Origin of the sequence: Pseudomonas sp. PHC1 (assembly GCF_046487845.1) — a bacterium.
GTDB lineage: Bacteria > Pseudomonadota > Gammaproteobacteria > Pseudomonadales > Pseudomonadaceae > Aquipseudomonas > Aquipseudomonas sputi.
Genome location: NZ_JBJXHJ010000002.1, coordinates 358,136 through 382,321, shown reverse-complemented (window position 1 = coordinate 382,321; position 24,186 = coordinate 358,136). Strand labels below are relative to the sequence as shown.

23 protein-coding genes and 1 other RNA gene are annotated in these 24,186 nt (G+C 61.8%); 15 read left to right on the top strand and 9 right to left on the bottom strand.

Annotated features, from left to right (window positions below; all coding sequences use genetic code 11):
- Positions 1 to 14: 14 nt before the first annotated feature.
- Positions 15 to 467: an EVE domain-containing protein gene (locus tag ACKJSM_RS04335; RefSeq protein ID WP_236178740.1), complete on the bottom strand. Its 453-nt coding sequence runs from the start codon at positions 465 to 467 to the stop codon at positions 15 to 17.
- Between the two features lie 197 nt (positions 468 to 664).
- On the opposite strand from ACKJSM_RS04335, the gene ACKJSM_RS04330 reads away from it, so the two are divergent.
- Positions 665 to 820, top strand: a complete 156-nt coding sequence (locus tag ACKJSM_RS04330) for a hypothetical protein (protein WP_007911192.1) — start codon at positions 665 to 667, stop codon at positions 818 to 820.
- A gap of 35 nt (positions 821 to 855) precedes the next feature.
- On the opposite strand, the gene ACKJSM_RS04325 is transcribed toward ACKJSM_RS04330, so the two are convergent.
- The 4 genes from ACKJSM_RS04325 to ACKJSM_RS04310 form a co-directional block, all read right to left on the bottom strand.
- Positions 856 to 1,461, bottom strand: coding sequence for a 5-formyltetrahydrofolate cyclo-ligase (locus tag ACKJSM_RS04325; protein ID WP_410236712.1), 606 nt, complete (start codon positions 1,459 to 1,461; stop codon positions 856 to 858).
- An 81-nt stretch (positions 1,462 to 1,542) separates the two neighbouring features.
- Positions 1,543 to 1,721: non-coding RNA, 6S RNA (gene ssrS, locus ACKJSM_RS04320), on the bottom strand.
- A gap of 30 nt (positions 1,722 to 1,751) precedes the next feature.
- The gene (locus tag ACKJSM_RS04315; RefSeq protein WP_039765346.1) at positions 1,752 to 2,069 is read right to left on the bottom strand and encodes a cell division protein ZapA; all 318 of its coding nucleotides are present in this window, start codon (positions 2,067 to 2,069) and stop codon (positions 1,752 to 1,754) included.
- The gene (locus tag ACKJSM_RS04310) at positions 2,066 to 2,275 is read right to left on the bottom strand and encodes a TIGR02449 family protein (RefSeq protein WP_236178742.1); all 210 of its coding nucleotides are present in this window, start codon (positions 2,273 to 2,275) and stop codon (positions 2,066 to 2,068) included. The genes ACKJSM_RS04315 and ACKJSM_RS04310 overlap by 4 nt, the downstream gene beginning before the upstream one ends.
- A gap of 125 nt (positions 2,276 to 2,400) precedes the next feature.
- Here ACKJSM_RS04310 and ACKJSM_RS04305 point away from each other — a divergent pair, with 125 nt between their 5' ends.
- From ACKJSM_RS04305 to gcvP, 10 genes are all read left to right on the top strand, one after another.
- Positions 2,401 to 2,961, top strand: coding sequence for a YecA family protein (locus ACKJSM_RS04305; RefSeq protein WP_007951810.1), 561 nt, complete (start codon positions 2,401 to 2,403; stop codon positions 2,959 to 2,961).
- Between the two features lie 27 nt (positions 2,962 to 2,988).
- Entirely contained in the window at positions 2,989 to 4,323 is a 1,335-nt protein-coding gene (gene pepP, locus ACKJSM_RS04300; RefSeq protein WP_085696903.1) for a Xaa-Pro aminopeptidase, read from the top strand.
- Positions 4,320 to 5,507: a 2-octaprenyl-6-methoxyphenyl hydroxylase gene (gene ubiH, locus ACKJSM_RS04295; RefSeq protein ID WP_236178743.1), complete on the top strand. Its 1,188-nt coding sequence runs from the start codon at positions 4,320 to 4,322 to the stop codon at positions 5,505 to 5,507. Before pepP ends, ubiH begins: the two co-directional genes overlap by 4 nt.
- The gene (locus ACKJSM_RS04290) at positions 5,500 to 5,985 is read left to right on the top strand and encodes a DUF4442 domain-containing protein (protein WP_410236710.1); all 486 of its coding nucleotides are present in this window, start codon (positions 5,500 to 5,502) and stop codon (positions 5,983 to 5,985) included. The genes ubiH and ACKJSM_RS04290 overlap by 8 nt, the downstream gene beginning before the upstream one ends.
- Positions 5,986 to 5,994: 9 nt before the next feature.
- On the top strand, positions 5,995 to 7,212 hold the full coding sequence (locus ACKJSM_RS04285; RefSeq protein ID WP_410236805.1) for a 2-octaprenyl-3-methyl-6-methoxy-1,4-benzoquinol hydroxylase: 1,218 nt from the start codon (positions 5,995 to 5,997) through the stop codon (positions 7,210 to 7,212).
- Positions 7,213 to 7,319: 107 nt separating this feature from the next.
- On the top strand, positions 7,320 to 8,324 hold the full coding sequence (locus ACKJSM_RS04280) for an extracellular solute-binding protein (RefSeq protein WP_236178745.1): 1,005 nt from the start codon (positions 7,320 to 7,322) through the stop codon (positions 8,322 to 8,324).
- Between the two features lie 171 nt (positions 8,325 to 8,495).
- Positions 8,496 to 10,112: an ABC transporter permease gene (locus ACKJSM_RS04275; RefSeq protein WP_410236708.1), complete on the top strand. Its 1,617-nt coding sequence runs from the start codon at positions 8,496 to 8,498 to the stop codon at positions 10,110 to 10,112.
- A 157-nt stretch (positions 10,113 to 10,269) separates the two neighbouring features.
- Positions 10,270 to 11,352, top strand: a complete 1,083-nt coding sequence (gcvT, locus tag ACKJSM_RS04270; protein WP_410236706.1) for a glycine cleavage system aminomethyltransferase GcvT — start codon at positions 10,270 to 10,272, stop codon at positions 11,350 to 11,352.
- A gap of 49 nt (positions 11,353 to 11,401) precedes the next feature.
- Positions 11,402 to 11,785, top strand: a complete 384-nt coding sequence (gene gcvH, locus ACKJSM_RS04265) for a glycine cleavage system protein GcvH (RefSeq protein ID WP_410236705.1) — start codon at positions 11,402 to 11,404, stop codon at positions 11,783 to 11,785.
- Positions 11,786 to 11,919: 134 nt separating this feature from the next.
- The gene (gcvP, locus tag ACKJSM_RS04260) at positions 11,920 to 14,793 is read left to right on the top strand and encodes an aminomethyl-transferring glycine dehydrogenase (protein ID WP_410236703.1); all 2,874 of its coding nucleotides are present in this window, start codon (positions 11,920 to 11,922) and stop codon (positions 14,791 to 14,793) included.
- A gap of 55 nt (positions 14,794 to 14,848) precedes the next feature.
- Here gcvP and ACKJSM_RS04255 read toward each other — a convergent pair whose 3' ends face one another.
- The 3 genes from ACKJSM_RS04255 to ACKJSM_RS04245 all read right to left on the bottom strand — a co-directional run bounded on the left by ACKJSM_RS04255 (position 14,849) and on the right by ACKJSM_RS04245 (position 17,449).
- The gene (locus ACKJSM_RS04255; protein WP_007951791.1) at positions 14,849 to 15,166 is read right to left on the bottom strand and encodes a DUF2388 domain-containing protein; all 318 of its coding nucleotides are present in this window, start codon (positions 15,164 to 15,166) and stop codon (positions 14,849 to 14,851) included.
- Positions 15,167 to 15,235: 69 nt separating this feature from the next.
- Positions 15,236 to 17,020 (bottom strand): GspE/PulE family protein, encoded by a 1,785-nt coding sequence (locus ACKJSM_RS04250; RefSeq protein ID WP_339486508.1) that lies wholly within the window; start codon positions 17,018 to 17,020, stop codon positions 15,236 to 15,238.
- 90 nt (positions 17,021 to 17,110) lie between these two features.
- The gene (locus ACKJSM_RS04245; protein ID WP_207984276.1) at positions 17,111 to 17,449 is read right to left on the bottom strand and encodes a hypothetical protein; all 339 of its coding nucleotides are present in this window, start codon (positions 17,447 to 17,449) and stop codon (positions 17,111 to 17,113) included.
- A 126-nt stretch (positions 17,450 to 17,575) separates the two neighbouring features.
- Between ACKJSM_RS04245 and ACKJSM_RS04240 the strand changes: the two genes are divergently transcribed.
- Positions 17,576 to 18,046 carry an Lrp/AsnC family transcriptional regulator gene (locus ACKJSM_RS04240; RefSeq protein WP_007951785.1) on the top strand — a complete coding sequence of 157 codons (471 nt, stop codon included), beginning with the start codon at positions 17,576 to 17,578 and terminating at the stop codon, positions 18,044 to 18,046.
- 63 nt (positions 18,047 to 18,109) lie between these two features.
- Here the strand turns inward: ACKJSM_RS04240 and ACKJSM_RS04235 are convergent, their stop codons facing one another.
- A complete protein-coding gene (locus tag ACKJSM_RS04235) occupies positions 18,110 to 19,480 on the bottom strand; it encodes an inorganic triphosphatase (RefSeq protein ID WP_410236701.1) in 1,371 nt (456 codons plus the stop codon).
- Between the two features lie 156 nt (positions 19,481 to 19,636).
- Here ACKJSM_RS04235 and argE point away from each other — a divergent pair, with 156 nt between their 5' ends.
- The 3 genes from argE (at position 19,637) to ACKJSM_RS04220 (ending at position 24,099) form a co-directional block, all read left to right on the top strand.
- A complete protein-coding gene (gene argE / locus ACKJSM_RS04230) occupies positions 19,637 to 20,785 on the top strand; it encodes an acetylornithine deacetylase (RefSeq protein WP_410236699.1) in 1,149 nt (382 codons plus the stop codon).
- 135 nt (positions 20,786 to 20,920) lie between these two features.
- Entirely contained in the window at positions 20,921 to 22,219 is a 1,299-nt protein-coding gene (gene argA, locus ACKJSM_RS04225) for an amino-acid N-acetyltransferase (protein ID WP_064389470.1), read from the top strand.
- A 554-nt stretch (positions 22,220 to 22,773) separates the two neighbouring features.
- The gene (locus ACKJSM_RS04220) at positions 22,774 to 24,099 is read left to right on the top strand and encodes an OprD family porin (protein WP_410236698.1); all 1,326 of its coding nucleotides are present in this window, start codon (positions 22,774 to 22,776) and stop codon (positions 24,097 to 24,099) included.
- Positions 24,100 to 24,186: the final 87 nt, after the last annotated feature.

The window sequence follows — 24,186 nt, the reverse complement described above, 5'->3', positions numbered from 1 at the left end:
AGGCGACAAGTGCCTCAGGGTTTCAATGCGATAACCACCGCCCACTGTTCGGCGGTCACTGGCATCACGGACAGTCGCGAACCCTTTTGCACCAACGGCATTTCTGCCAGCGCGGTCTGCTGTTTCAGATAATCCAGCTTCAAGACCCGGCTGAACGTCTCCACGTGGGCCACATCAATGGCGCTCCAGGCGTTTTTCTCCGGAGTGGCTTTCGGGTCGAAGTAGTGACTCTCCGGCTCCAGTGCGGTGGGATCCGGGTATGCCGCCTGTATTATTTTTCCAATGCCTGCGATGCCTGGCTCCGGGCAACTGGAATGGTAGAAAAAGAATTCGTCCCCCACCGTCATGGCCCGCAGGAAATTGCGTGCCTGATAGTTGCGAACCCCGTCCCAGCGCGCTTTGCCGAGTTTTTCCAGGCCTTTGATCGAGAGTTCGTCGGGCTCGGATTTCATCAGCCAGTAGGCCATGGTGTGTGCTCCTCAAGCGGTCATTGGGCAGGTTGTCCGGCAATTTTATGACAAACCGACGGTCGGTTGACGTCAGCATTTGCGCAGAGGTTCACGTTGTCGCAAAATGCCGGGCTTTAAAGCTTGACGCTGCTGCACGGCCTACGAATGGAAACCGCTGCTGTCATCGTGATGATGTGCCTTGAGGGGGGCAATCGATGAAACGCAAACCGGATTTGCTGTGGACTTTGGTAATTTTGTTCGGTCTGGGCGTCGTGACCACCGGTTATGCGCAAAGTCTGTGGGCCAACAAGGCCGATGCACCGATTGAAGTGGCGCAACAAGTACAACAGTCGACAGCCTTCAAACGCTGAAACTGCCTTTTCGACGCCGCTGATCCGCGCGGCGTCTATCTAGCGAAATACCACGCCTTGTCCGTGACCGTGCCTTGCAACGGTACATCCCAGCTGGCCTGCGCCAATCGTTCGACTTTCTGACATTCATGGGCCAGGCCCAACAGCGTCGGCTTGCGCCAGTTCTGGCGTCGGGCCAGGTAGGCCAGGCTGCGGTCGTAGAATCCGCCGCCCATGCCCAGACGCCCGCCGACATCGTCAAACCCCACCAGTGGCAACAACACCAGATCCAGCGCCCAGATCTTGCGCTGGCGGGCCAGATTGGCGCGCGGCTCAAGAATGCGGAAACGGTTGGGTTTGAGCTTTTCGCCGGGGCGGATCTGCTGAAAGACCATTTTGGTCCGTGGCCAGGCACTGAGCACTGGCAGGTAGGTTTTCTTGCCCCGACGCTGGGCGGCGCGCAGCAACAGGCTTGGGTCGATTTCACCGTCGGTGGGCAGGTACAGGGAAACGTGTTTCGCCCGGCGAAAGTGCGGGTCTTGGGCCAGTTGTTTGTACAGGCCTTCGGCGGCCTGGCGTTGCTCGCTTCGCGTCAGGGAGCGGCGAGCCTTGCGCAGCAGGCGGCGCAGTTGGGGGCGGGGCAGCAACGCGGGTTCGGTCATGGTTCGGCTTCGGCAGGATGGGGACGAAAACGTACGCATAAAAAATCCGATGCCGGCATGCACCGGCATCGGATTCGAATCAGGCTCCCCGGATGAGCCGCTGTCGACTTAGCCCTTGAACCCGAGAGTTCAAGGTGGAGGATGCAGTAGGCTTTAAGGCTTTCCGTCTGGCGGACATGCACACCAGCCCAACGTGCAACCCCCAGGGTAGTGCAAATCGGCTCAGGGACATCGTCAACTGGCAAGCACCCCAGGGAGTGCGGCGAGTATAACTCAAGCGGCCTGGCGAATCAGCCCTTGGTGACGTCCGGATCGGTCGCCAGCACCAGATCGACACGATCGAGCAAGTCACGCACCTGTTCACGGGTCGAACCGCTGGCCTGGATGTCCGGACGCTCTTCTTTGTGCAAGAGGTCGTGGGTGATGTTGAGCGCGGCCATCACGGCGATGCGGTCGGCGCCGATGACTTTGCCGCTGCTGCGGATCTCGCGCATCTTGCCGTCCAGGTAGCGGGCGGCGCTGATCAGATTGCTGCGCTCTTCCTGGGGACAGATGATCGAATATTCTTTGTCGAGGATCTGCACGGTAACGCTATTGCTTGAACTCATGAGTCTTGCTCCAGGGCCTTGAGGCGCGAAATCATCGATTCGACCTTACGCCGGGCGATTTCGTTTTTTTCAATGAGGTGCGCGCGTTCCTCGCGCCAGGTCTTTTCCTGAGCAACTAAGAGTGCATTTTGACTCTTTAGTTGCTCGACTCGGGTAATCAGCAGTTCGAGTCTGGCCATCAGCGCTTGCAGGTCGGTGTCTTCCATTGTGTCCACTGATTCGGTCTGATGGGTTTGGCTGGCGGACAGCCTTTAATGGTCTTGGCGAGTCTGTCGATGTAGGATACAAGGCCTTCATTCTAGACATAGCGCCGTCTGGCGCCTAGCTGCCCATGCCCATTCAGAATTCCCCGTACCAAGGCTTCGCCACCCTGCTCAATTCCAGCGGTCACTCCGTTTCGCCTGCCGAACTGCACGGCCTGTTGCTGGGACGCAGTTGCGCCGGCGCCGGCTTCAATGCCGAAGAATGGCTGATCGATGCCGCCGAGCTGCTCGAAAGCGAGCCGCAGGACAACGTCCGCAACGCCCTGATCGGCCTGCAGGAAATGGTCAAGAGCGAACTCACCGGCGACGACGTCACCGTGGTTCTGCTGCTGCCGAACGATGATGCACCTCTGGCCGAGCGCGCCGCCGCGCTGGGCGAATGGTGCCAGGGCTTCCTTACCGGTTTCGGCCTGAACTGCCGCGACAGCAGTATGCTGAGCACCGAGGCTACCGAGGTGTTGCAGGATCTGGCAGCGATCTCTCAGGTGCAAGACGCACTGGAAGAATCCGAAGACGGCGAAAGCGACTACATGGAAGTCATGGAGTACCTGCGTGTCGCTCCGCTGCTGCTGTTCTCCGAAACCAAAAAGGCCGACGTGCCGCCAGCGGCCAAGCCGTCGCTGCACTGATCGCGTGCCAGGGAAAGCCATCTGCCCATGATTCATATCCCGAAAGCGGAATACGCCCGGCGCCGCAAGGCGCTGATGGCGCAGATGGAACCCAACAGCATCGCGATCCTGCCGGCCGCCGCGGTCGCCATTCGCAACCGCGATGTCGAGCATGTCTATCGCCAGGACAGTGATTTCCAGTACCTCAGCGGTTTCCCCGAACCGCAGGCGGTCATCGTCCTGATGCCCGGTCGTGAGCACGGCGAGTACGTGCTGTTCTGCCGTGAACGCAACGCCGAACGCGAACTCTGGGACGGGCTGCGCGCCGGCCAGGAAGGCGCGATCCGCGATTTCGGCGCCGACGACGCCTTCCCCATTACCGATATCGACGACATCCTGCCGGGCCTGATCGAAGGCCGCGACCGGGTGTATTCGGCCATGGGCAGCAACCCGGAGTTCGACCGCCATCTGATGGACTGGATCAACGTGATCCGCTCCAAGGCGCACCTCGGCGCCCAGCCGCCGAACGAATTCGTTGCGCTGGATCACCTGCTGCACGACATGCGCCTGTATAAATCGGCGGCAGAAGTGAAGGTGATGCGCGAAGCGGCGCGGATTTCCGCCCAGGCCCACATCCGGGCGATGCAGGCCAGCCGGGCCGGGCTGTACGAGTACAGCCTCGAAGCCGAACTGGATTACGAGTTCCGCAAGGGCGGGGCGAAGATGCCGGCCTACGGTTCGATCGTCGCTGCCGGACGCAACAGCTGCATCCTGCATTACCAGCAGAATGACGCGCTGCTCAAGGACGGCGATCTGGTGCTGATCGACGCCGGTTGCGAAATCGACTGCTACGCCAGCGACATCACCCGTACCTGGCCGGTCAACGGCAAGTTTTCCGCCGAACAGAAAGCGATCTATGAATTGGTATTGGCCTCGCAGGAAGCCGCGTTCGCCGAAATCGCCCCGAACAAGCACTGGAACCAGGCGCACGAAGCCACGGTTCGGGTGATCACCGCCGGACTGGTGAAGCTGGGTTTGTTGCAGGGCGAAGTCGACGAGTTGATTGCCTCCGAGGCCTATAAGGCGTTTTACATGCACCGCGCCGGCCACTGGCTGGGCATGGATGTGCATGACGTCGGCGAATACAAGGTCGGCGGCGAATGGCGGGTGCTGGAAGTTGGCATGGCGCTGACCGTGGAGCCGGGCATCTACATCGCCCCGGACAATCAGAACGTAGCGAAGAAATGGCGCGGCATTGGCGTGCGCATCGAGGATGACGTGGTAGTGACCAAGAGCGGTTGTGAAATCCTGACCGGCGGCGTGCCGAAAACCGTCGCCGAGATCGAAGCCCTGATGGCGCAAGCACGGACCTGCGCGGCATGAGTCGGGTCAATCTGGCAATCATCGGTGGCGGTCTGGTCGGCGCCAGTCTGGCGTTGGCGTTGCAGGCCGGGGCCAAGGCCCGTGGCTGGAAGATCGTGCTGATCGAACCGTTCGCCCCCGGTGACACCTGGCAGCCAAGCTACGACGCGCGTTCCTCGGCGCTGTCTTTCGGTTCACGGCAGATTTATCAGCGGCTGGGCGTGTGGCAGGAAATCTCCCGCCGCGCCGAGCCGATCAAACAGATTCATGTGTCCGACCGTGGACGCTTTTCCACCGCTCGTCTCTCGGCGATGGAAGAGGGCGTCCCGGCGCTCGGCTATGTGGTGGAAAACGCCTGGCTCGGCCAGTGCCTGTGGCAGCACCTCGACAAAGACGTAATCAGCTGGCGCTGCCCGGCGGAAGTCTCCCGCATGGAGCCGCTGCCCGACGGCTACCGCCTGACCCTCAACGATGAAACCACGGTCGAATGCGATCTGGCGGTGCTCGCCGATGGCGGCCGTTCCGGTCTGCGCGAGCAGTTAGGCATCAACGTGCGCAAGCGCCCGTACAACCAGAGTGCGCTGATCGCCAACATCACCCCGAGCGAAGCGCACAACGGCATGGCCTTCGAGCGCTTCACCGACGAAGGCCCGATGGCGCTGCTGCCGCTGCCGGAAAACCGCTGCGCGCTGGTCTGGACCCGTCTGGGCATGGACGCGCAACGGCTGGCGGACCTGAGCGAGCGTGATTTCCTCAGCGAGCTGCAAGGCGTGTTCGGCTACCGCCTCGGCACCCTGAAGCAGGTGGGTGCGCGGCATCTGTACCCGCTGTCGCTGGTGGAGGCCGAAGAACAGGTGCGTTCGCATCTGGCCGTTCTCGGCAACGCCGCCCACAGCCTGCATCCGATTGCCGGTCAGGGTTTCAACCTGTCCCTGCGCGATGCCGATGCGCTGGCCGCGGCGCTGCTGGGCAGCGACAAACCGCTGGGGGATTTCGCCACGTTGCAGGCCTATCGCGAGCGCCAGCGCCTCGATCAGGACCTCACCGTCGGATTCTCCGATCAGGTCACGCGCCTGTTCGGCAGCACCCAGCCGCTGGTATCGCTGGGGCGCAATATCGGCCTGCTCGGCCTCGATCTGCTGCCGCCGGCCAAACGCTGGTTCGCCCGCCAGGCCATGGGGCTGGGGACGCGGCCGGATGCGTGAGTGGCTGATCAGACGGTTCGGCAAGGCGCGGCTGATGCGCTGGATCATGACGTTCTACCCGCCGTATTTCGGCGCCGGTGTCCGGGTCAGGCACATCAGCGATGACTTTCGTGACATCCAGGTCTCGATGGGCCTGGGCTGGTACAACCGCAATTACGTCGGCACCCAGTTTGGCGGCAGTCTGTATTCGATGGTCGATCCGTTCTTCATGTTGATGCTCATGGAGAATCTCGGCTCGCGGTACATCGTCTGGGACAAGGCCGCCGACATTGATTTCATATCGCCGGGCAAAGGCCCGGTGTTTGCCCGATTCAACATCGACGACACCCTGCTCGACGAGATCCGTCGGCAGACCGCCAGTGGCGAGAAATACCTGCCGCAGTTGCAGGTCGACATTCATGACGGCGCCGGCAATCTGGTGGCGCGGGTCGGTAAAACCCTTTACGTGCGGCTCAAGCCGCCAGCGAGACAGGCTTAAAGCATGGAAATGCGCGCGGATGTGCTGATTGTCGGAGCCGGAATGGTCGGCAGCGCTTTGGCGCTGGCGTTGCAGGGCAGCGGGCTGGAAGTCCTGCTGCTCGACGGCAGCCCGTTGAGCGTCAAACCGTTCAATGGCGACGCGCCGTTCGAGCCACGGGTGAGCGCACTGTCGGCGGCCAGCCAGCGGATCCTCGATCGCCTCGGCGTGTGGGACGGCATCGTCAACCGACGCAGCAGCCCTTACACCGACATGCATGTCTGGGACGGCAGCGGCACCGGCCAGATTCACTTCTCGGCCAGCAGCGTGCACGCCGATGTGCTTGGGCACATCGTCGAAAACCGCGTGGTCCAGGATGCCTTGCTCGACCGCCTGCACGATTGCGACCTGGGCCTGCTGGCCAACGCGCGGCTGGAGCAGATGCGTCGCTCCGGTGAGGACTGGCTGCTGACCCTGGCTGACGGCCGCACATTGCGCGCGCCCTTGGTGATCGCGGCAGACGGCGCCAATTCCGCCGTGCGCCGTCTGACTGGCGTCGCCACCCGCGAGTGGGATTACCTGCACCACGCCATCGTCACCAGCGTGCGCAGCAGCAAGCCGCACCGGATGACCGCGTGGCAGCGTTTCACCGATCATGGGCCGCTGGCGTTTCTGCCGCTGGAGCGTGACGGCCAGCAGGACTGGTGCTCGATCGTCTGGTCGACCACGCCGAGCGAAGCCGAACGGTTGATGGCGCTGAATGACGCGGATTTCTGCCGCGAGCTGGAGCGCGCGTTCGAAGGCTGCCTCGGCGAGGTTATCAGCGCCGATCCGCGTCTGTGCGTGCCGCTGCGTCAACGCCACGCCAAGCGCTACGTGGCCGAAGGCCTGGCGCTGATCGGCGATGCCGCGCACACCATTCACCCGTTGGCGGGGCAGGGTGTGAACCTTGGCTTCCTCGACGCCGCAGTGCTGGCTGAAGTGCTGCTGCAAGCCAACGAACGCGGCGAACGACTGGCGGATGTGAAGGTCCTGAGCCGCTACGAGCGTCGGCGCATGCCGCACAACCTGGCGCTGATGGCCGCTATGGAAGGCTTTGAGCGGTTGTTCCAGGCTGATCCGCTGCCGCTGCGCTGGCTGCGCAACACCGGACTGAAAATCGTCGAGCAGATGCCCGAGGCCAAGGCGTTGTTTGTGCGTGAAGCATTGGGGCTGACCGGCGACTTACCTGCGCTCGCCAAGGCCTGACCAATGTCGTGCAACATCTGGTAACTCCTTGGGAAAGTGTTCGATTGAGAAGGTAAATGTGAGTCCTTATCATTTGGACCACTTTTCCCGAACGAGAGACCGCTCCCATGTTGGCATCCAAGCGAGTTCTGACCGCACTGGCCCTGACCCTGATCGGCAGCACTGCCGCCCAGGCCGCTGACGAGGTGGTGGTCTACTCCTCGCGTATCGATGAGCTGATCAAACCGGTGTTCGATGCCTACACCGCCAGGACCGGGGTGAAGATCAAGTTCATCACCGACAAGGAAGCGCCGCTGATGCAGCGGATCAAGGCCGAGGGCGAGAACGCCTCCGCCGACCTGCTGCTGACCGTCGATGCCGGCAACCTCTGGCAGGCCGAGCAGATGGGCATTCTCCAGCCATTCACCTCGAAAACCATCGACGCCAACATCCCTCTGCAATACCGTTCTTCGACCCACGCCTGGACCGGCCTGAGCCTGCGTGCGCGAACCATCGCCTACTCCACTGAACGAGTGAAACCGGGCGAGCTGACCACCTACGAAGCGCTGGCCGACAAGAACTGGGAAGGCCGCCTGTGCCTGCGCACGGCGAAAAAGGTCTACAACCAGTCCCTGACCGCCACCATGATCGAAGTGCATGGCGCCGAGAAAACCGAGAAAATCCTCAAAGGCTGGGTCAACAACCTGTCCACCGACGTGTTCTCCGACGACGTCGCGGTGCTGGAAGCAATCAACGCCGGTCAGTGCGATGTCGGCATCGTCAACACTTACTATTACGGCCGCCTGCACAAGCAGAAGCCGGAACTGCCGGTGAAACTGTTCTGGCCGAACCAGGCGGATCGCGGGGTGCACGTCAACCTGTCGGGCATCGGCCTGACCAAGCATGCGCCGCATCCGGAAGCGGCCAAGGCGCTGGTCGAGTGGATGACCACGCCTGAGGCGCAAAAGATCTTTGCCGATGTGAACCAGGAGTTCCCGGCGAATCCGGCGGTGAAGCCTTCGGAAGAAGTGGCGGCTTGGGGGCAGTTCGTGGCTGATACTTTGCCGGTTGAGGTGGCAGGCAAGCGCCAGGCCGAAGCGATCCGGATGATGGATCGGGCGGGTTGGAACTGAGTCTTTCCTGACAGCACTGTTTGATCGTTCCCACGTTGAGGCGTCGAACCGTCTGCGTGGGAATGCAGCCCCCGACGCTCTGCGTCGCATCATCGACAGCGTGACGCAGAACGTCACAGAATGTGTGCCCACGCAGAGCGTGGGCACAATCATTTGAACGAGACTGTTTCCTTGGCCCACCCCGCCCAACGCCGCTGGTACCCCATCGTCTTCACCATCGCCGCGTTGGTGCTGCTCCCCCTCAGCGTCCTCCTGCTCTCATGGCAAACCATCGATCACCAGATCTGGTCGCACCTGTGGGAAACCCAGATGCCGCGTCTGCTGGGCAACACCCTGACGCTGGTTCTCGGCGTTGGCGTGGGGGTAACGCTGATCGGCGTGAGCCTGGCCTGGCTCACCAGCCTCTGCGAATTCCCCGGTAGGCGCTGGCTCGACTGGGCGCTGATGCTGCCGTTCGCCATCCCGGCCTACGTGCTGGCGTTCGTCTTCGTCGGCCTGCTGGACTTCGCAGGCCCCGTGCAGACCCTGCTGCGCGAATGGTTCGGCGCCGGCCTGCGCCTGCCGCGAGTGCGTTCTACCGGCGGCGTGATTCTGGTGCTGGTGCTGGTGTTCTACCCCTACGTTTACCTGCTGGCGCGCACCGCGTTTCTCGCGCAGGGCAAAGGCCTGATGGAAGCCGCACGAGTGCTCGGCCAGTCACCGTGGCAAGCATTCTGGCGCGTGGCGTTGCCGATGGCGCGACCGGCGATCGGTGCCGGCGTGGCGCTGGCGCTGATGGAAACCCTGGCGGATTTCGGCGCGGTGTCGGTGTTCAACTTCGATACCTTCACCACCGCGATCTACAAGACCTGGTACGGCTTCTTCAGCCTGCCCAGTGCCGCGCAACTGGCCAGTCTGTTGCTGCTGGTGGTGATGCTGGTGCTGTATGGCGAGCGCCGTGCCCGTGGGGCGAACCGGGCAAGCAACGAGCGGCCACGGATCAAGGCGCTGTACCACCTGCGCGGGCCCAAGGCCTGGGCGGCGACCGGCTGGTGCGGTCTGGTGTTCGCCTGTGCGTTTGTCATTCCGGTGCTGCAACTGGGGGTATGGTTCTGGCAGCGCGGGCGCTTCGACCTGGATGAGCGCTACGCCGGGCTGATTCTCCACACCTTGTATCTGGGCGGCATGGCAGCCTTGATCACAGTCAGCGTGGCGATGTTGCTGGTGTTCGCCCGGCGGCTGGCGCCCACCCGGACGATCAACTCTGCGGTCGGTCTGGCCAATCTCGGTTATGCCTTGCCGGGTTCGGTGCTGGCGGTGTCGATCATGCTCGCGTTCAGTTATCTGGATCGGGAGCTGGTGATTCCGCTGTCCGGCTGGCTCGGTGGTGCGGGCAAGCCGCTGCTGCTGGGCAGTCTGGCAGCGTTGCTGCTGGCGTATCTGGTGCGGTTCGTGGCGGTGGCTTATGGACCACTGGAAAGCAGTCTGGCGCGTATACGGTCCTCTTTGCCTGAAGCGGCACGTAGCCTGGGTGTCAGCGGTCCGCGACTGTTTTTCAAAGTGTATCTGCCGCTGTTGCTGCCCGGCACGCTCAGCGCTGCGTTGCTGGTGTTCGTCGATGTGCTCAAGGAAATGCCCGCGACCCTGCTGATGCGCCCGTTTGGCTGGGACACGCTGGCGGTGCGGATCTTCGAAATGACCAGCGAAGGCGAATGGGCGAGGGCGTCGTTGCCGGCGCTGACGTTAGTGCTGGTCGGTCTGTTGCCGGTCATCGGACTGATCCGTCGTTCGGCGCACCGCAACACTTAGTCGTCAGTCCTGAATCATGCGGCTACAATGCGCGGCATTCGGTGCGGTCCGTCTGACAGACCCTGTCGCTGAAATCGGCTGAAGGCCCTTTGATACAGGGCTTTCCGATCCGTGCAGCAGCGCTCCGCACCTTCGCCACGCCCGGAAGGAGAAACCCATGGGACAGCGTACGCCTCTGTATGACCTGCATCTCGCCCTCGGCGCGAAGATGGTCGATTTTGGCGGTTGGGACATGCCCCTGCATTACGGCTCGCAAGTCGAGGAGCACCATCAGGTGCGCCGCGATTGCGGGGTATTCGATGTTTCCCACATGACCGTGATCGATGTCAGCGGCCCCCAGGCCAAGGCCTGGCTCCAGCATTTGCTGGCCAATGACGTCGAACGCCTGCACAGCCCCGGCCGTGCGTTGTACAGCACCATGCTCAACGAGCGCGGCGGCATCGTCGACGACATGATCGTCTACCGCCTTGAAGCCGGTTATCGTCTGGTGGTCAACGCCTCCACCCGCGATCAGGACCTGGCCTGGATGCAGGCACAGCTGGGCAGTTTCGATGTGCAAATGCACGAACGCTTCGAGCTGGCGATGCTCGCCATCCAAGGCCCCCATGCCCGGCACAAGATTGCCGAACTGGTGACTCAGTCCCGAGCCAACCTGATCCAGATGCTCAAGCCTTTCGAAGGCCACGTCGACGGCGACTGGTTCATTGCGCGCACCGGTTACACCGGCGAGGACGGTCTGGAAATCGCCCTGCCGGCCGATCAGGCCCCCGGGTTTTTCAACGATCTGGTGGGCGCCGGCATTTCCCCCATCGGTCTCGGTGCGCGCGACACGCTGCGGGTCGAAGCCGGCATGAACCTCTACGGTCAGGACATCCACCAGGAGGTTTCGCCACTGGCCTCGAACATGGCCTGGAGCATCGCCTGGGAGCCGGCCACGCGCCGGTTCATCGGTCGCGACGCGCTGGAAGCGGAAAAAACCGCCGGTGTGCAGCACAAACTGGTCGGCCTGGTGCTTGAGGAACGCGGGGTTTTGCGGGCTCATCAGGTGGTTCGTATCGCCGATGTTGGCGAAGGGGAGATCACCAGTGGTAGTTTCTCTCCTACGCTTAGCAAGTCGATTGCCCTGGCGCGTGTGCCGATGGCGACTGCCGACCGCGCCGAAGTGGAAATCCGTGGCAAGTGGTACCCGGTACGGGTGGTCAAACCGACCTTCGTACGCCATGGCAAAACCTTGATCTAACCTTTTCCGGCGGGCACGACCGCTGACCTATTTCCTGAGGACACAGAACATGAGCAATATCCCCGCCGACCTGCGTTTTGCCGAAAGTCATGAATGGGCGCGCCTGGAAGCCGACGGCACCGTCACCGTGGGCATCAGCGATCACGCCCAAGAAGCGTTGGGTGATGTGGTGTTTGTCGAGCTGGCAGAAGTGGGCAAGGTGTTCGCTGCCGGTGATGCCGCCGGTGTTGTCGAGTCGGTCAAGGCTGCTTCCGACATCTATTCCCCGGTTGGTGGCGAAGTGATTGCGGTCAACGAAGAGCTGGCCGGTTCGCCCGAAGAGCTGAACAACGATCCGTACGCCGCGTGGATCTTCAAGCTCAAGCCAAGCGACAAGGCCGAACTGGACAAGCTGCTCGACGCGGCCGCCTACAAGGCTGCCATCGGCGAATAAGCTGCACGCCAGGCCCCAAAGCCCCGACCCGTCGGGGCTTTTTTCTGCCCGGGACTTTTGCCGTCGGGGTGGCTGCTATGCTGGTTTGACCGTGTTGCATTGACGCCGAGCCGCCAGCCAAGAGAGAGCCCGTCATGTCCCAGTTGCCATCCCTGAGCCAGTTACGCGATCCCCATGCCTTTCTGCGCCGCCACCTCGGCCCCGATGCCGCCGAGCAGCAGGCGATGCTCGACAGCCTCGGCCTCGGCAGCCGGGTCGAACTGATCGAGCAGACCGTGCCGCCGGGCATTCGCCTCAACCGCGAGCTGGACCTGCCACCGGCGCTGGACGAGCAGGCAGCGCTGGCCAAACTGCGCGGCTATGCCGAACAGAATCAGGTCTGGACCAGCCTGATCGGCATGGGCTACCACGGCACCCTGACGCCGACCGTCATCCTGCGCAACGTGCTGGAAAATCCCGGCTGGTACACCGCCTACACGCCTTACCAACCGGAAATCGCCCAAGGCCGGCTCGAAGCGTTGCTCAACTTTCAGCAACTGACCATCGACCTCACCGGCCTTGAATTGGCCAACGCTTCGCTGCTCGATGAAGCCACCGCGGCGGCGGAAGCCATGGCCCTGGCCAAGCGGGTGGCGAAGTCGAAAAGCAATCTGTTCTTTGTTGACGAAAACTGTCATCCACAAACCCTTTCCGTGGTGCAGACCCGCGCCGAAGGCTTCGGCTTTGAGCTGATCGTCGACGCTGTGGATAACTTGAAGCAGCACCAGGTGTTCGGCGCGCTGCTGCAATACCCCGACACCCACGGCGAAGTCCGTGACCTGCGGCCGCTTATCGATCACCTGCACGCGCAGCAAGCACTGGCCTGCGTGGCGGCCGACCTGCTCAGTCTGTTGTTGCTGACCCCGCCGGGCGAACTGGGTGCGGACGTGGTGTTCGGCTCATCCCAGCGCTTCGGCGTGCCGATGGGTTACGGCGGCCCGCACGCGGCGTTTTTTGCCAGCCGCGAGGAATACAAACGGGCGATTCCCGGGCGGATCATCGGCGTGTCGAAAGATGCCCGTGGCAACGTCGCGCTGCGCATGGCCCTGCAAACCCGCGAGCAGCATATTCGTCGGGAGAAGGCCAATTCGAACATCTGCACCGCCCAGGTGTTGCTGGCCAACATCGCCAGTTTCTATGCGGTCTATCACGGCCCGGAAGGACTGAAACGAATCGCCCAGCGCGTGCACCGGCTGACCTGCATTCTCGCCGCCGGGCTTGAGCGCCATGGCATCCAGCGCCTCAACCGACACTTCTTCGACACCCTGACGCTGGACGTGGGCGGGGCGCAAACCGCGATCATCGAAAGCGCCCGGGCCGCGCAGATCAACCTGCGCATTCTCGGTCGTGGCCAACTGGGTCTGAGCCTCGACGAGACCTGTGATGAAAACACTGTGGCCAAACTGTTCGATGTGCTGCTGGGCGCCGATCACGGGTTGAGCGTCGATGATCTCGACGCTGAAACGCTGACCTCCGGTATTCCCGACACGCTGCAGCGCAGCACGCCGTACCTGCGCCACCCGGTGTTCAACGCCCACCACAGCGAAACCGAGATGCTGCGTTATCTCAAACAGCTGGAAAACAAGGATCTGGCGCTCAACCAGTCGATGATCCCGCTGGGCTCCTGCACCATGAAACTCAACGCCACCAGCGAAATGATCCCGATCACCTGGCCGCAATTCGCCAACCTGCACCCGTTCGTGCCCCGGGAGCAGGCTGTCGGTTACACGCTGATGATCGAAGAGCTGGAGCGCTGGCTGTGCGCGATCACCGGGTTCGATGCGATCTGCATGCAGCCCAATTCCGGCGCCCAGGGCGAGTACGCCGGGCTGCTGGCAATCCGCAAATATCACGAAAGCCGACAGCAGGGCGGGCGGGATATCTGCCTGATTCCTTCCTCGGCCCACGGCACCAACCCGGCCTCGGCGCAGATGGCCGGGATGCGCGTGGTGATTGTCGAGTGCGACGACGCCGGCAACGTTGATCTGGAGGATTTGAAAGCCAAGGCGTCCGAGGCCGGGGCCAAGCTGTCGTGCCTGATGGCGACCTACCCGTCGACCCACGGCGTGTACGAGGAAGGCATCAGCGAAATCTGCGAAGTTATCCACAAACACGGCGGCCAGGTGTACATGGACGGCGCCAACCTCAACGCTCAGGTCGGGCTGGCGCGGCCGGCGGACATCGGCGCCGACGTGTCACACATGAACCTGCACAAAACTTTCTGCATTCCCCACGGCGGGGGCGGGCCGGGCATGGGGCCGATTGGCGTGCGCGCACATCTGGCGCCGTTCGTTGCCAACCATCCGGTGATTCCGATCGACGGGCCGCAACCGCAGAACGGAGCGGTCAGCGCCGCCCCGTGGGGCAGTGCGAGCATTCTGCCGATCAGCTGGATGTACATCGCGATGATGGGGCCGCAATTGGCGGACGCCAGCGAGGTGGCGATTCTGGCGGCGAATTACCTGGCGCAGCACCTTTCGGGTGCTTTCCCCGTTCTGTACACCGGGCGCAACGAGCGGGTCGCCCACGAGTGCATTCTGGATCTGCGGCCGCTCAAGGCCGCCACCGGCATCAGCGAAGAGGACGTCGCCAAGCGCCTGATGGATTACGGTTTCCACGCGCCGACCATGTCGTTCCCGGTGCCGGGCACCTTGATGGTCGAACCGACCGAGAGCGAGTCCAAGGCCGAACTGGATCGCTTCATCGGCGCCATGCTGAGCATCCGCGCAGAAATCACCGAGGTACAGAACGGCAACTGGCCAGCCGAAGACAACCCGCTCAAACGGGCGCCGCACACCCTGGCCGATATCACCGGCGTGTGGGAGCGGCCGTACAGCATCGAACAGGGCATCACGCCGGATGCACACACCCAAGCGCACAAGTATTGGCCGGCAGTGAACCGGGTCGATAACGTCTACGGCGACCGCAACCTGTTCTGCGCCTGCGTGCCGGTGGACGATTACCGCTGATCAGCGGACAAAAAAATGCCGCTCGTGTGAGCGGCATTTTTGTCTGTCCGGAAAGTTATTCCGACGCCACGGCGTTCTTCGCCAGAATCGCGTTCGCCAGTTCCATGTCCGTTGCCTGCAGGCCCGGGTTGTCGGCGCGGACTTTCTGCATCGCGGCTTCCAGGTACGGGCCACGGATACCGCCATCGCTGGCGACGAAGCTGCCGGCGTCGTCCTGGGCGGCAACGATCAGTTTGTGATCCTTGAAGGTCAGGTAGGTCGAGCCGGTGGTGGCGCCGGACGAAATGACGTTACGCCAAAAGCTGTCGGCCATTGCCGAACCGACGGGTAGAGACAGCAGGGCAAGGGTGGCGACAGCAAGTTTGAGACGCATGTTGGGTGACTCCACTGGTGTTGAATAACGGGTTGGATCGTCGTTTCGCCGATCCGGTTCCGTGAGAGGCTATTTCTGCTCGCTCTGTGGTGTCACCCGCAATACTTCTTCAAGCGTTGTCAGCCCGGCCGCGACTTTCTGCGCGCCGGACAGGCGCAGGCTGCGCATGCCTTCCTTGAATGCCTGCCGACGGATCGCCGTCAGATCGGTGTCAGGGCTGATCAAGGCCTTGAGGCTGTCGGTCAGTTGCATGATTTCGTAGACCCCGGCGCGACCGTGATAACCGGTGTCACGGCATTCCAGGCAACCGATGGCCCGTTGCGCATTGCCCGGCAGCGGCGCCTGCCATGGCCGGGTCAGGGTTTGCCAGTCTTCTTCGTCCAGCGTCAGCGGCGCCTTGCAGTGCGGGCACAGGGTTCGCACCAGTCGTTGCGCCATCACACCGAGGACGGTGGCCTTGATCAGGTAATGCGGCACGCCGAGCTCCAGCAGACGACTGATGGCGCTTGGTGCGTCATTGGTGTGCAGGGTCGAGAGCACCAGGTGCCCGGTCAATGCCGCCTGGATCGCCATTTCGGCGGTTTCCAGGTCGCGGATCTCGCCAATCATGATGATGTCCGGGTCCTGTCGCATCAGCGCGCGCACGCCGGCGGCGAACGTCAGGTCGATGTTGTGCTGGACCTGCATCTGGTTGAAGGCCGGCTCGACCATCTCGATCGGGTCTTCGATGGTGCAGAGGTTGACCTCCGGCGTCGCCAGTTTTTTCAGCGTGGTGTACAGCGTGGTGGTCTTGCCGGAACCGGTCGGGCCGGTGACGAGAATGATGCCGTTGGGCTGGCGGGTCATGTCCTGCCAGCGGCGCAGATCGTCAGCTGAAAACCCGAGCTGATCGAAATCCTTGAGCAGCACCTCCGGGTCGAAGATCCGCATCACCATTTTTTCGCCGAACGCGGTGGGCAGCGTTGATAGCCGCAGCTCGACCTCGCCGCCGTCCGGGGTCTTGGTCTTGACCCGGCCGTCCTGGGGCTTGCGCTTCTCGGCGACGTTCATCCGGCCAAGGCTTTTCAGGCGACTGACGATGGCCATCGTCACCTGTGGCGGAAATTGATAGACGTTGTGCAGCACGCCATCGATGCGAAAACGCACCGTGCCTTGCTCGCGTCGGGGTTCAATGTGGATATCGCTGGCCCGCTGCTGGAAGGCGTACTGGAACAGCCAATCGACGATGTTGACGATGTGCGCGTCGTTGGCGTCGGGCTCCTGATCACTGGCGCCGAGGTTGAGCAGTTGTTCGAAGTTGCCGAGGTTGCCGTTCTGCGCATCGGCATTGCTGGCGCCGCTGACCGATTTGGCGAGGCGAAAGAATTCGACGCTGAATCGCTGAATGTCCGCCGGGTTGGCCACCACTCGCTTGATCGGCAGTTTCAGCACGTGAGTCAGATCGGCTTCCCAGCCGCTGACGTAGGGCTGGGCGCTGGCCACGGTCACCGCGTCGCGGTCGACCGACACCGCGAGGATCTTGTGGCGCTGCGCAAAGGCATAGGACATCAGCGGCGTGATGGCGGCGACGTTGATCTTCAGCGGATCGATCCGCAGGTACGGCTGGCCGGCCTGTTGCGCCAGCCACAGGGTCAGGCTTTCCAGATCGAGGTGTTTGCCCGGACGGCTGAGATCGTCCAGCTGCTGGCTGGCGATGAATTCCAGCGGGTGTTTCTGGCCGTGGGCGGCATGCCGACGCCGGGCATTCAGCGCCTGTTCGGCCGAGTCCTGGCAGATGAAACCCTGGGCGACCAGTTCACGCAGTACCTCATTGAGATCCAGCCAGCGGTCCTGAGCGGCGAGTTGAACGGACATGCGGGCTCCTTTTGAACGACAGTGCGCAAAGGATAGTCGTGGCCCCGCCGACCGTTGGGCCACTACCCGACGAAGACGTTTCGGTTTTTGTCAGCCGGCCGCCTGCGCCGGCGCATCCCACGCCGCCTCGGGGTTTTGCAGGTTCACCGAGCAGACGCTGATCAGGTTACGAAGTTTTTCCGCGATCACCTGGGCGCGGTGCCAGCTCAGGCCGCTCATGACGATGTCGATCGACAGCAGGTCGTCGAGCCGCTGGACATTGACCTGTTCCGGGGTAAGGCACTGCAAGGCGAACAGGTTCAGCACCCGCACCAGCAAATCCGGCTCGGCTTCGGCCAGGATCTGGTACTGCGCAAGGCAATGGGCGTTGCTGGCGTTCCACACATCGGCACGGGGCGCGGGGGTGTTGACGGCTTCGAGGTGTGGCATGGCAGGTCTCCGGAATCAGTGGAGGAATTTTTACATTCGATGCCGGGCATTTCTTGTCTAAGATGAGCTTCTTGCGCGATTGGTCGGGTATATCAATTCGGCATTGGCTGATTTTGAGGATTATTTATGCACAGCGAGCTGGACAGTTATGACCGGCGCATTCTCGCCCTGCTGCAAGAGGACGCTTCCTTGTCCAGCGCACAGATCGCCGAACAGGTAGGCCTGTCGCAGTCGCCATGCTGGCGACGGATTCAGCGGATGAAGGAGGAGGGGATCATTCGTGGTCAGGTGACCTTGCTCGATCGCAAGAAGATTGGCCTGAACACGCAGATCTTCGCCGAGATCAAACTCAACGCCCACGGCCGTTCGAACTTCACTGAGTTCACCGAGGCGATTCGCGGCTTTCCGGAAGTGCTGGAGTGTTATGTGCTGATGGGTGCGGTGGATTTCCTGCTGCGGATCGTCGCGGCGGACATCGAGGCGTATGAGCGGTTCTTCTTCGAGAAACTGTCGCTGGTGCCGGGGATTCAGGAAGTGAACTCGATCGTCGCGCTGTCGGAGATCAAGTCCACGACAAGCCTGCCGGTATTGCGCTGATTTGATGATCGTTCCCACGCAGACGGTTCGACGCCTTGACGTGGGAACGATCTTTAGCGGGGATTACATGCGCAGCAGCATTTTCCAGGCGCGATTCTGATACACCGCAATCGCCTGATGCTTGCGTGCATCGAGCAGTTCGTCGGTGATGGTCGGCTCATTGGCCAGTTGCGCCAGTTTGTTCAGCTCGCCGTACAGGCGATCCATTTCCGGGATCTCCAGCACGTTGCGCGCGTGGTGCAGCCAGACCTGGATGCGTTCGATGCGCGGCAGTTGCTCGGCCAGATCTTCCGGCTGCTGCTGATAACGCTGCAATTGCAGCGAAGTGGCTTCTTCGCCCAACAGGCGCGGCAGCCAGCTTTGCAACTGCGCAGCACCCTGGCGATTGCCACGGGTGTTGCGGTCAGCCGTCCAGGTACGGGCCAGCAACCAGCGCGAAGCGTTCAGCGAGAACAGGCCCCAGCGCGGGTCTTCCAGCTCTTCGAGGAACTGTTCCGGCGCGGCTTTGCGCACGTCTTCGTCTTCGATGCCGACCTGTACCAGCGGACGCCAGTCTTCCAGCAGCGCATCCAGTGCCACGCGCAAGTCGTGGGTCGACTGACGCGGTGCGGCCTGGCCGAGGCTGCTCAGCAGGGCGCGCATTTCCGCAAGGTTCTCGACCCAGTCCTGCAGCAGGCGCCAGTGACCGTTGAAGCGATACTGTTCGGCCAGACGCTGACTGCTGCCGAGCAAGTGCCAGGCCAGGGCGGCGAAGGCGTCGTCCAGCGGGGTTTCAGCGGTGATGGCCGGCGCCGGCAGGCTCAGCGAGTAGCTGTTGGCGTCGTACAGGCGATAACCGCGCTCGGCCTTGCTGATGTCGCACGGCATCAGGGCCAGGGTTTCGGCCAGCTCGGCGGCCAGCTCCAGCAGTGCGGCAGGCTCGCCTTCGCGCAGTTCCAGTTCCAGCTCGCAGATTTCTTCTTTCTGCTTGCCGACCACCACATGGCCCAGGTCCAGCGCGGCTTCGATGACCACTTTGGTCTTGCCACGGCCCCAGGCGATTTCGGCGCGCTCGCGGACGAAGTCGGTGGTGAAGATCGGCTTCAGGGTTTTCTTGTCCAGGTCGGCAAGGGACTCGGGCCAGCATTCGCCGTCGAGTTTCTTCACGTCGAGCCTGGCTTTGGGCAGGTTCCAGTCGTACTCGTTACGCTCGGACAGGCCGGCGACGCTCTGGCCACGGGTCTTGAGGGTCTGAATCACCTCTTCGCCGTCCTTGCGCAGGCGCAGGGCAACCTTGGCCCGGGCCAGGTCACGCTCAGGCGTGTCGAAATACTGATTCATCAACTCACGGCGTTCCCAGCCACTTTTGTTGCGTTTTTTCAGGAGAGGGTGCTCGCGCAGGGCGGCGAGGGTTTCGCGGCTGACGCGGAGTTTGATTTCGGTTTCTTTCTGCATGGCCGGAAAATCCAGGATCGGGAGCGCAGCCGGGGGAATGTGTGGCTGCCAAGGCCGTGCAGTGTACAGGACTGAACCTTCCTACGCTTTGCGGCGGTTTATTCTCGGCGCCGGATGGTTCTATGATGGACTTCAATCCGGGAGTTGGAGTCAGCGATGCCTTTGCCGTCCATGCAAGACCAGTTCGCTGCACTGATCGCTGCGCCGTCGGTCAGTTGCACCCAACCGCGCCTCGACCAGTCCAACCGGGCGGTGATCGATCTGCTGGCGGGTTGGCTTGGCGACCTCGGTTTCAGTTGCGACATCCAGCAGGTCAGCCCCGGCAAATTCAACCTGCTCGCCAGCTTTGGCAGTGGCCCCGGCGGGTTGGTGCTGGCAGGGCACAGCGACACGGTGCCGTACGACGATGCGTTGTGGAAAACCGATCCACTGAAACTCACGGAAGTCGACGGACGCTGGGTCGGTCTCGGCAGTTGTGACATGAAGGGCTTCTTCGCCCTGATCATTGAAGCCGTGCAACCGTTGCTCGACCAGCCGTTCAGGCAACCGCTGCTGATCCTCGCCACCTGTGATGAAGAAAGCTCGATGTCCGGCGCCCGGGCGCTGGCCGAGGCGGGGCGTCCACTGGGCCGGGCGGCGGTGATCGGCGAGCCGACCGGGCTCAAGCCGATCCGCATGCACAAGGGCATCATGATGGAGCGCATCGATATCCTCGGGCAGAGCGGCCATTCGTCGGATCCGCGTCTGGGACACAGCGCCCTCGAAGCGATGCACGACGCCATCGGCGAACTGCGTGGCCTGCGCCTGCTGTGGCAACGCGAATTCAACAACCCGCAGTTCAGCGTGCCGCAGCCGACCATGAACTTCGGCTGCATCCACGGCGGCGACAACCCCAACCGCATTTGCGGCCAGTGTTCGCTGGAGTTCGACCTGCGGCCGCTGCCGGGGATGGATCCCAAGGTCTTGCGCAACGACATTCTGCGCAAGCTCAACCCGGTCGCCGAACGGCATAAAGTGAAGATCGATTACGCGCCACTGTTTCCCGAGGTGCCGTCGTTCGAGCAGGCCGAGGACGCGGAGCTGGTGCGAATTGCCGAAAAACTCACCGGCCACACGGCCGAAGCGGTAGCGTTCGGCACCGAAGCGCCTTATCTTCAGCGTCTTGGCTGCGAAACCATCGTGCTCGGCCCCGGCGACATCGCCTGTGCGCACCAACCGGGCGAGTACCTCGAAATGTCACGTTTGAAGCCTACCGTGCATCTATTGCGGCAGTTGATCGAACATTACTGTCTCAAAACTGTATAAATTGCCCACCCATCCACCCGTATTCATGAGGAGAGCGCGCGTGTCGCCAAGCCTGTTCCGACGATAACCATCAGCCCGCTGTGCGTTTTCCGTTTCGCCCCTTTTCCGGCTGCTATTTATTACAGGCCCAGGTTCATGCCCGAATACGTCAATTGGCTTCGCCACGCGTCTCCTTATATCAATGCTCACCGCGATTGCACCTTCGTCGTCATGCTTCCGGGCGACGGCGTGGAGCATCCGAACTTCGGCAATATCGTCCATGACATCGTGCTGCTGCACAGCCTCGGCGTGCGGCTGGTGCTGGTTCACGGTTCCCGTCCACAGATCGAAACTCGCCTCGCCGCCCGTGGCCTGACCCCGCATTACCACCATGGCATGCGCATCACCGATGCCGCGACGCTGGAGTGCGTGATCGACGCGGTCGGCCAGCTGCGCATCGCCATCGAAGCGCGGCTGTCGATGGACATGGCTTCGTCGCCGATGCAGGGCTCGCGCCTGCGGGTCGCCAGCGGCAACCTCGTGACGGCACGACCGATCGGCGTGCTGGAAGGTGTCGACTATCACCACACCGGCGAAGTGCGCCGGGTCGACCGCAAAGGCATCAACCGCCTGCTCGACGAGCGCTCCATCGTATTGCTGTCGCCGCTGGGGTATTCGCCGACCGGTGAGATCTTCAACCTGGCCTGTGAAGATGTCGCCACCCGCGCCGCCATCGATCTGGGGGCCGACAAGCTGCTGCTGTTCGGTGCCGACCTCGGTCTGATCGACGAAAACGGCAAACTGGTGCGCGAGCTGCGTCCGCAACAGGTGCCGGCACATTTGCAGCGTCTGGGCAGCAACTATCAGGCGGAACTGTTGGATGCCGCCGCCGAAGCCTGTCGAGGCGGCGTGGCGCGCAGCCATATCGTCAGTTATGCCGAGGACGGCGCGCTGCTGACTGAACTGTTCACCCGCGACGGCGGCGGTACGCTGGTGGCCCAGGAGCAATTCGAACTGGTGCGCGAGGCGGCGATTGAAGACGTCGGCGGTTTGCTTGACCTGATCAGTCCGCTGGAGGAGCAGGGCATTCTGGTGCGCCGTTCCCGTGAAGTGCTGGAGCGCGAGATCGAGCAGTTCAGCGTGGTCGAGCGTGAAGGGATGATCATCGCCTGTGCGGCGCTGTATCAGATTGCCGATTCGGATGCCGGCGAGCTGGCGTGCCTGGCCGTGAACCCGGAATACCGTCATGGCGGTCGCGGCGACGAACTGCTCGAACGCATCGAGACCCGTGCCCGGGCGCAAGGCCTGAAAACCCTGTTCGTTCTCACCACCCGCACCGCCCACTGGTTCCGCGAGCGTGGCTTCGAACCGAGCAGCGTCGAACGCCTGCCGGCGGCGCGGGCTTCTCTCTATAACTATCAGCGCAATTCGAAGATCTTCGAAAAGACGCTTTGACTCATCAGGCTGTGGGGCAGCAGATGCAGGCCGCAAGCTCCCCACCCAGCCGTTTTCTGCAGCTCTTCTCCTGATTCAACATCACTGAACACGATGGCTGCACCGAGCCAGGTCAATCCGGCAAGTCGGCGGCTGCGTTGTGCGTGAAAGAAATATCCACGATACACAAACTGTAACAATTGATCCGGATATTGCGCGGGTTGGCTGTTGTTGTGATGGAAATGTTTCTGGATTACGTCAGCGCAAATCGCTCTAGGCAGGGTGGTTCAATACCCTTCAGAAATTGACCGGCAGGTTCGCATGGGGAGCACGCGAGCCTGTAAATACGGGGTTCAATTCCTAAAGGGTATTAGAAAAGAAGGTTTCAATTCTTTTCAGATTCATGACGAACTCATGAAGCGGCATGGACCAAAACACCGGAGATTAGACTATGGTCGTAGACACACAAAGTTACGATTGACTTGTGAGTCACGCTCTGGCGCTAATCGCTAACCTTCGGACTCGGGCGTTGATCCGGGCCAGGCAAACAAGAATTAGAAACGAGGAGCTTGAGAATGAATAAGTCCACCTTGGCCGTGGCTGTGGCCTTTGGGGTATTGGCGCAGCAAGCAGGGGCCGCGGGTTTCATCGAAGACAGCAAGGCTTCCCTGAGTTCCCGCACCATGTACTACAACAACGATAACCGTGATGGCGGCGCCGATCAGAAAGAGACCGCGCAGGGCTTCAAGTTCGATTACCTCTCCGGTTTCACTCAGGGCACGGTCGGGTTTGGTCTGGATGTGCAGGCGCTCAGCGGCATTCACCTGGATGGTGGACGTGGGCACCACCCGGACAGCAACACGTTCTCCCCGAGTGATTCCGACGGTTCGGCAACACATTCCTGGAGCCGCATAGCGGGTAACGTCAAGGCACGTCTGTCCAAGACCGAAGCTCACTTGGGTGGTGCACTGCAACCTAACTTGCCGATTCTGGTCGCGAACGATAGCCGCCTGCTGCCTCAAACCTTCGAGGGTGGCACGGTCACCTCCAAAGAAATCGACAACGTCACCTTCAACGCCGGTCAGCTCGAGCATGCAGTGGGTCGTGCCTCGACAAACAGCACTGGCCTCGCGGTGGCTGGTGGTACGCAGGACAGCAATCAGTTCCGCTATGCTGGCGCCGACTGGAAGGTCACCAAAGACCTGACCCTGCAGTACTACCACTCCAACCTGCAGGATTATTACAAGCAGAACTTCTTCGGCCTGGTGCATGTTCTTCCGATCGGCACCAACCAGTCGTTCAAGACCGATATTCGCTATTTTGACAGCAGCTCCGATGGCAAGAACGGCGAAGCCGGCTATCAGTTCAACAACAACGGTGGCTATGCCAAGAACGCCGGTGAAGTTGACAACAAAACCTGGAGTGCGATGTTCACCTACACCTTGGGTGGCAGTGCCTTCTTGGTGGGTCATCAGCGCGTCAACGATGACGGTGGTTTCGTCTACTTGAACCAAGGCAATGTGTTGGATGGCAACGGTCGTCCCGAAGGTGCCGGTGGAACCAGTTTCTATTTGTTCACTGACGCCATGGTTAACGGCTTTGTCCGTGCCGGTGAAAACACCACGTTCGGTCAATACAGCTATGACTTCGCTGCGCTGGGCGTGCCTGGCCTGAAAGCCTCGGTTGCCTACTTGTACGGTGATGACATCAAAGCCAAGAACGGTGGCGCCGATCAGTCGGAGTGGGAACGTGACCTGCGTGTGGACTACACCATTCAGCAAGGTGCTCTGAAAGGGTTTGGCACGACGGTGCGTCATGGTACTTACCGTGGCAGCGGTACTGGCATCGCCAGCCAGGATCAGACGCGTCTGATCTTCAACTACACCTATAGCTTCATGTAAAAAGTCCTCGAAAAAGAACCTCGCCCTTTGGCGAGGTTTTTTTGCGTTTTTTTTGATATTCCTTAATTATAGTTTCTAATTGTTTTT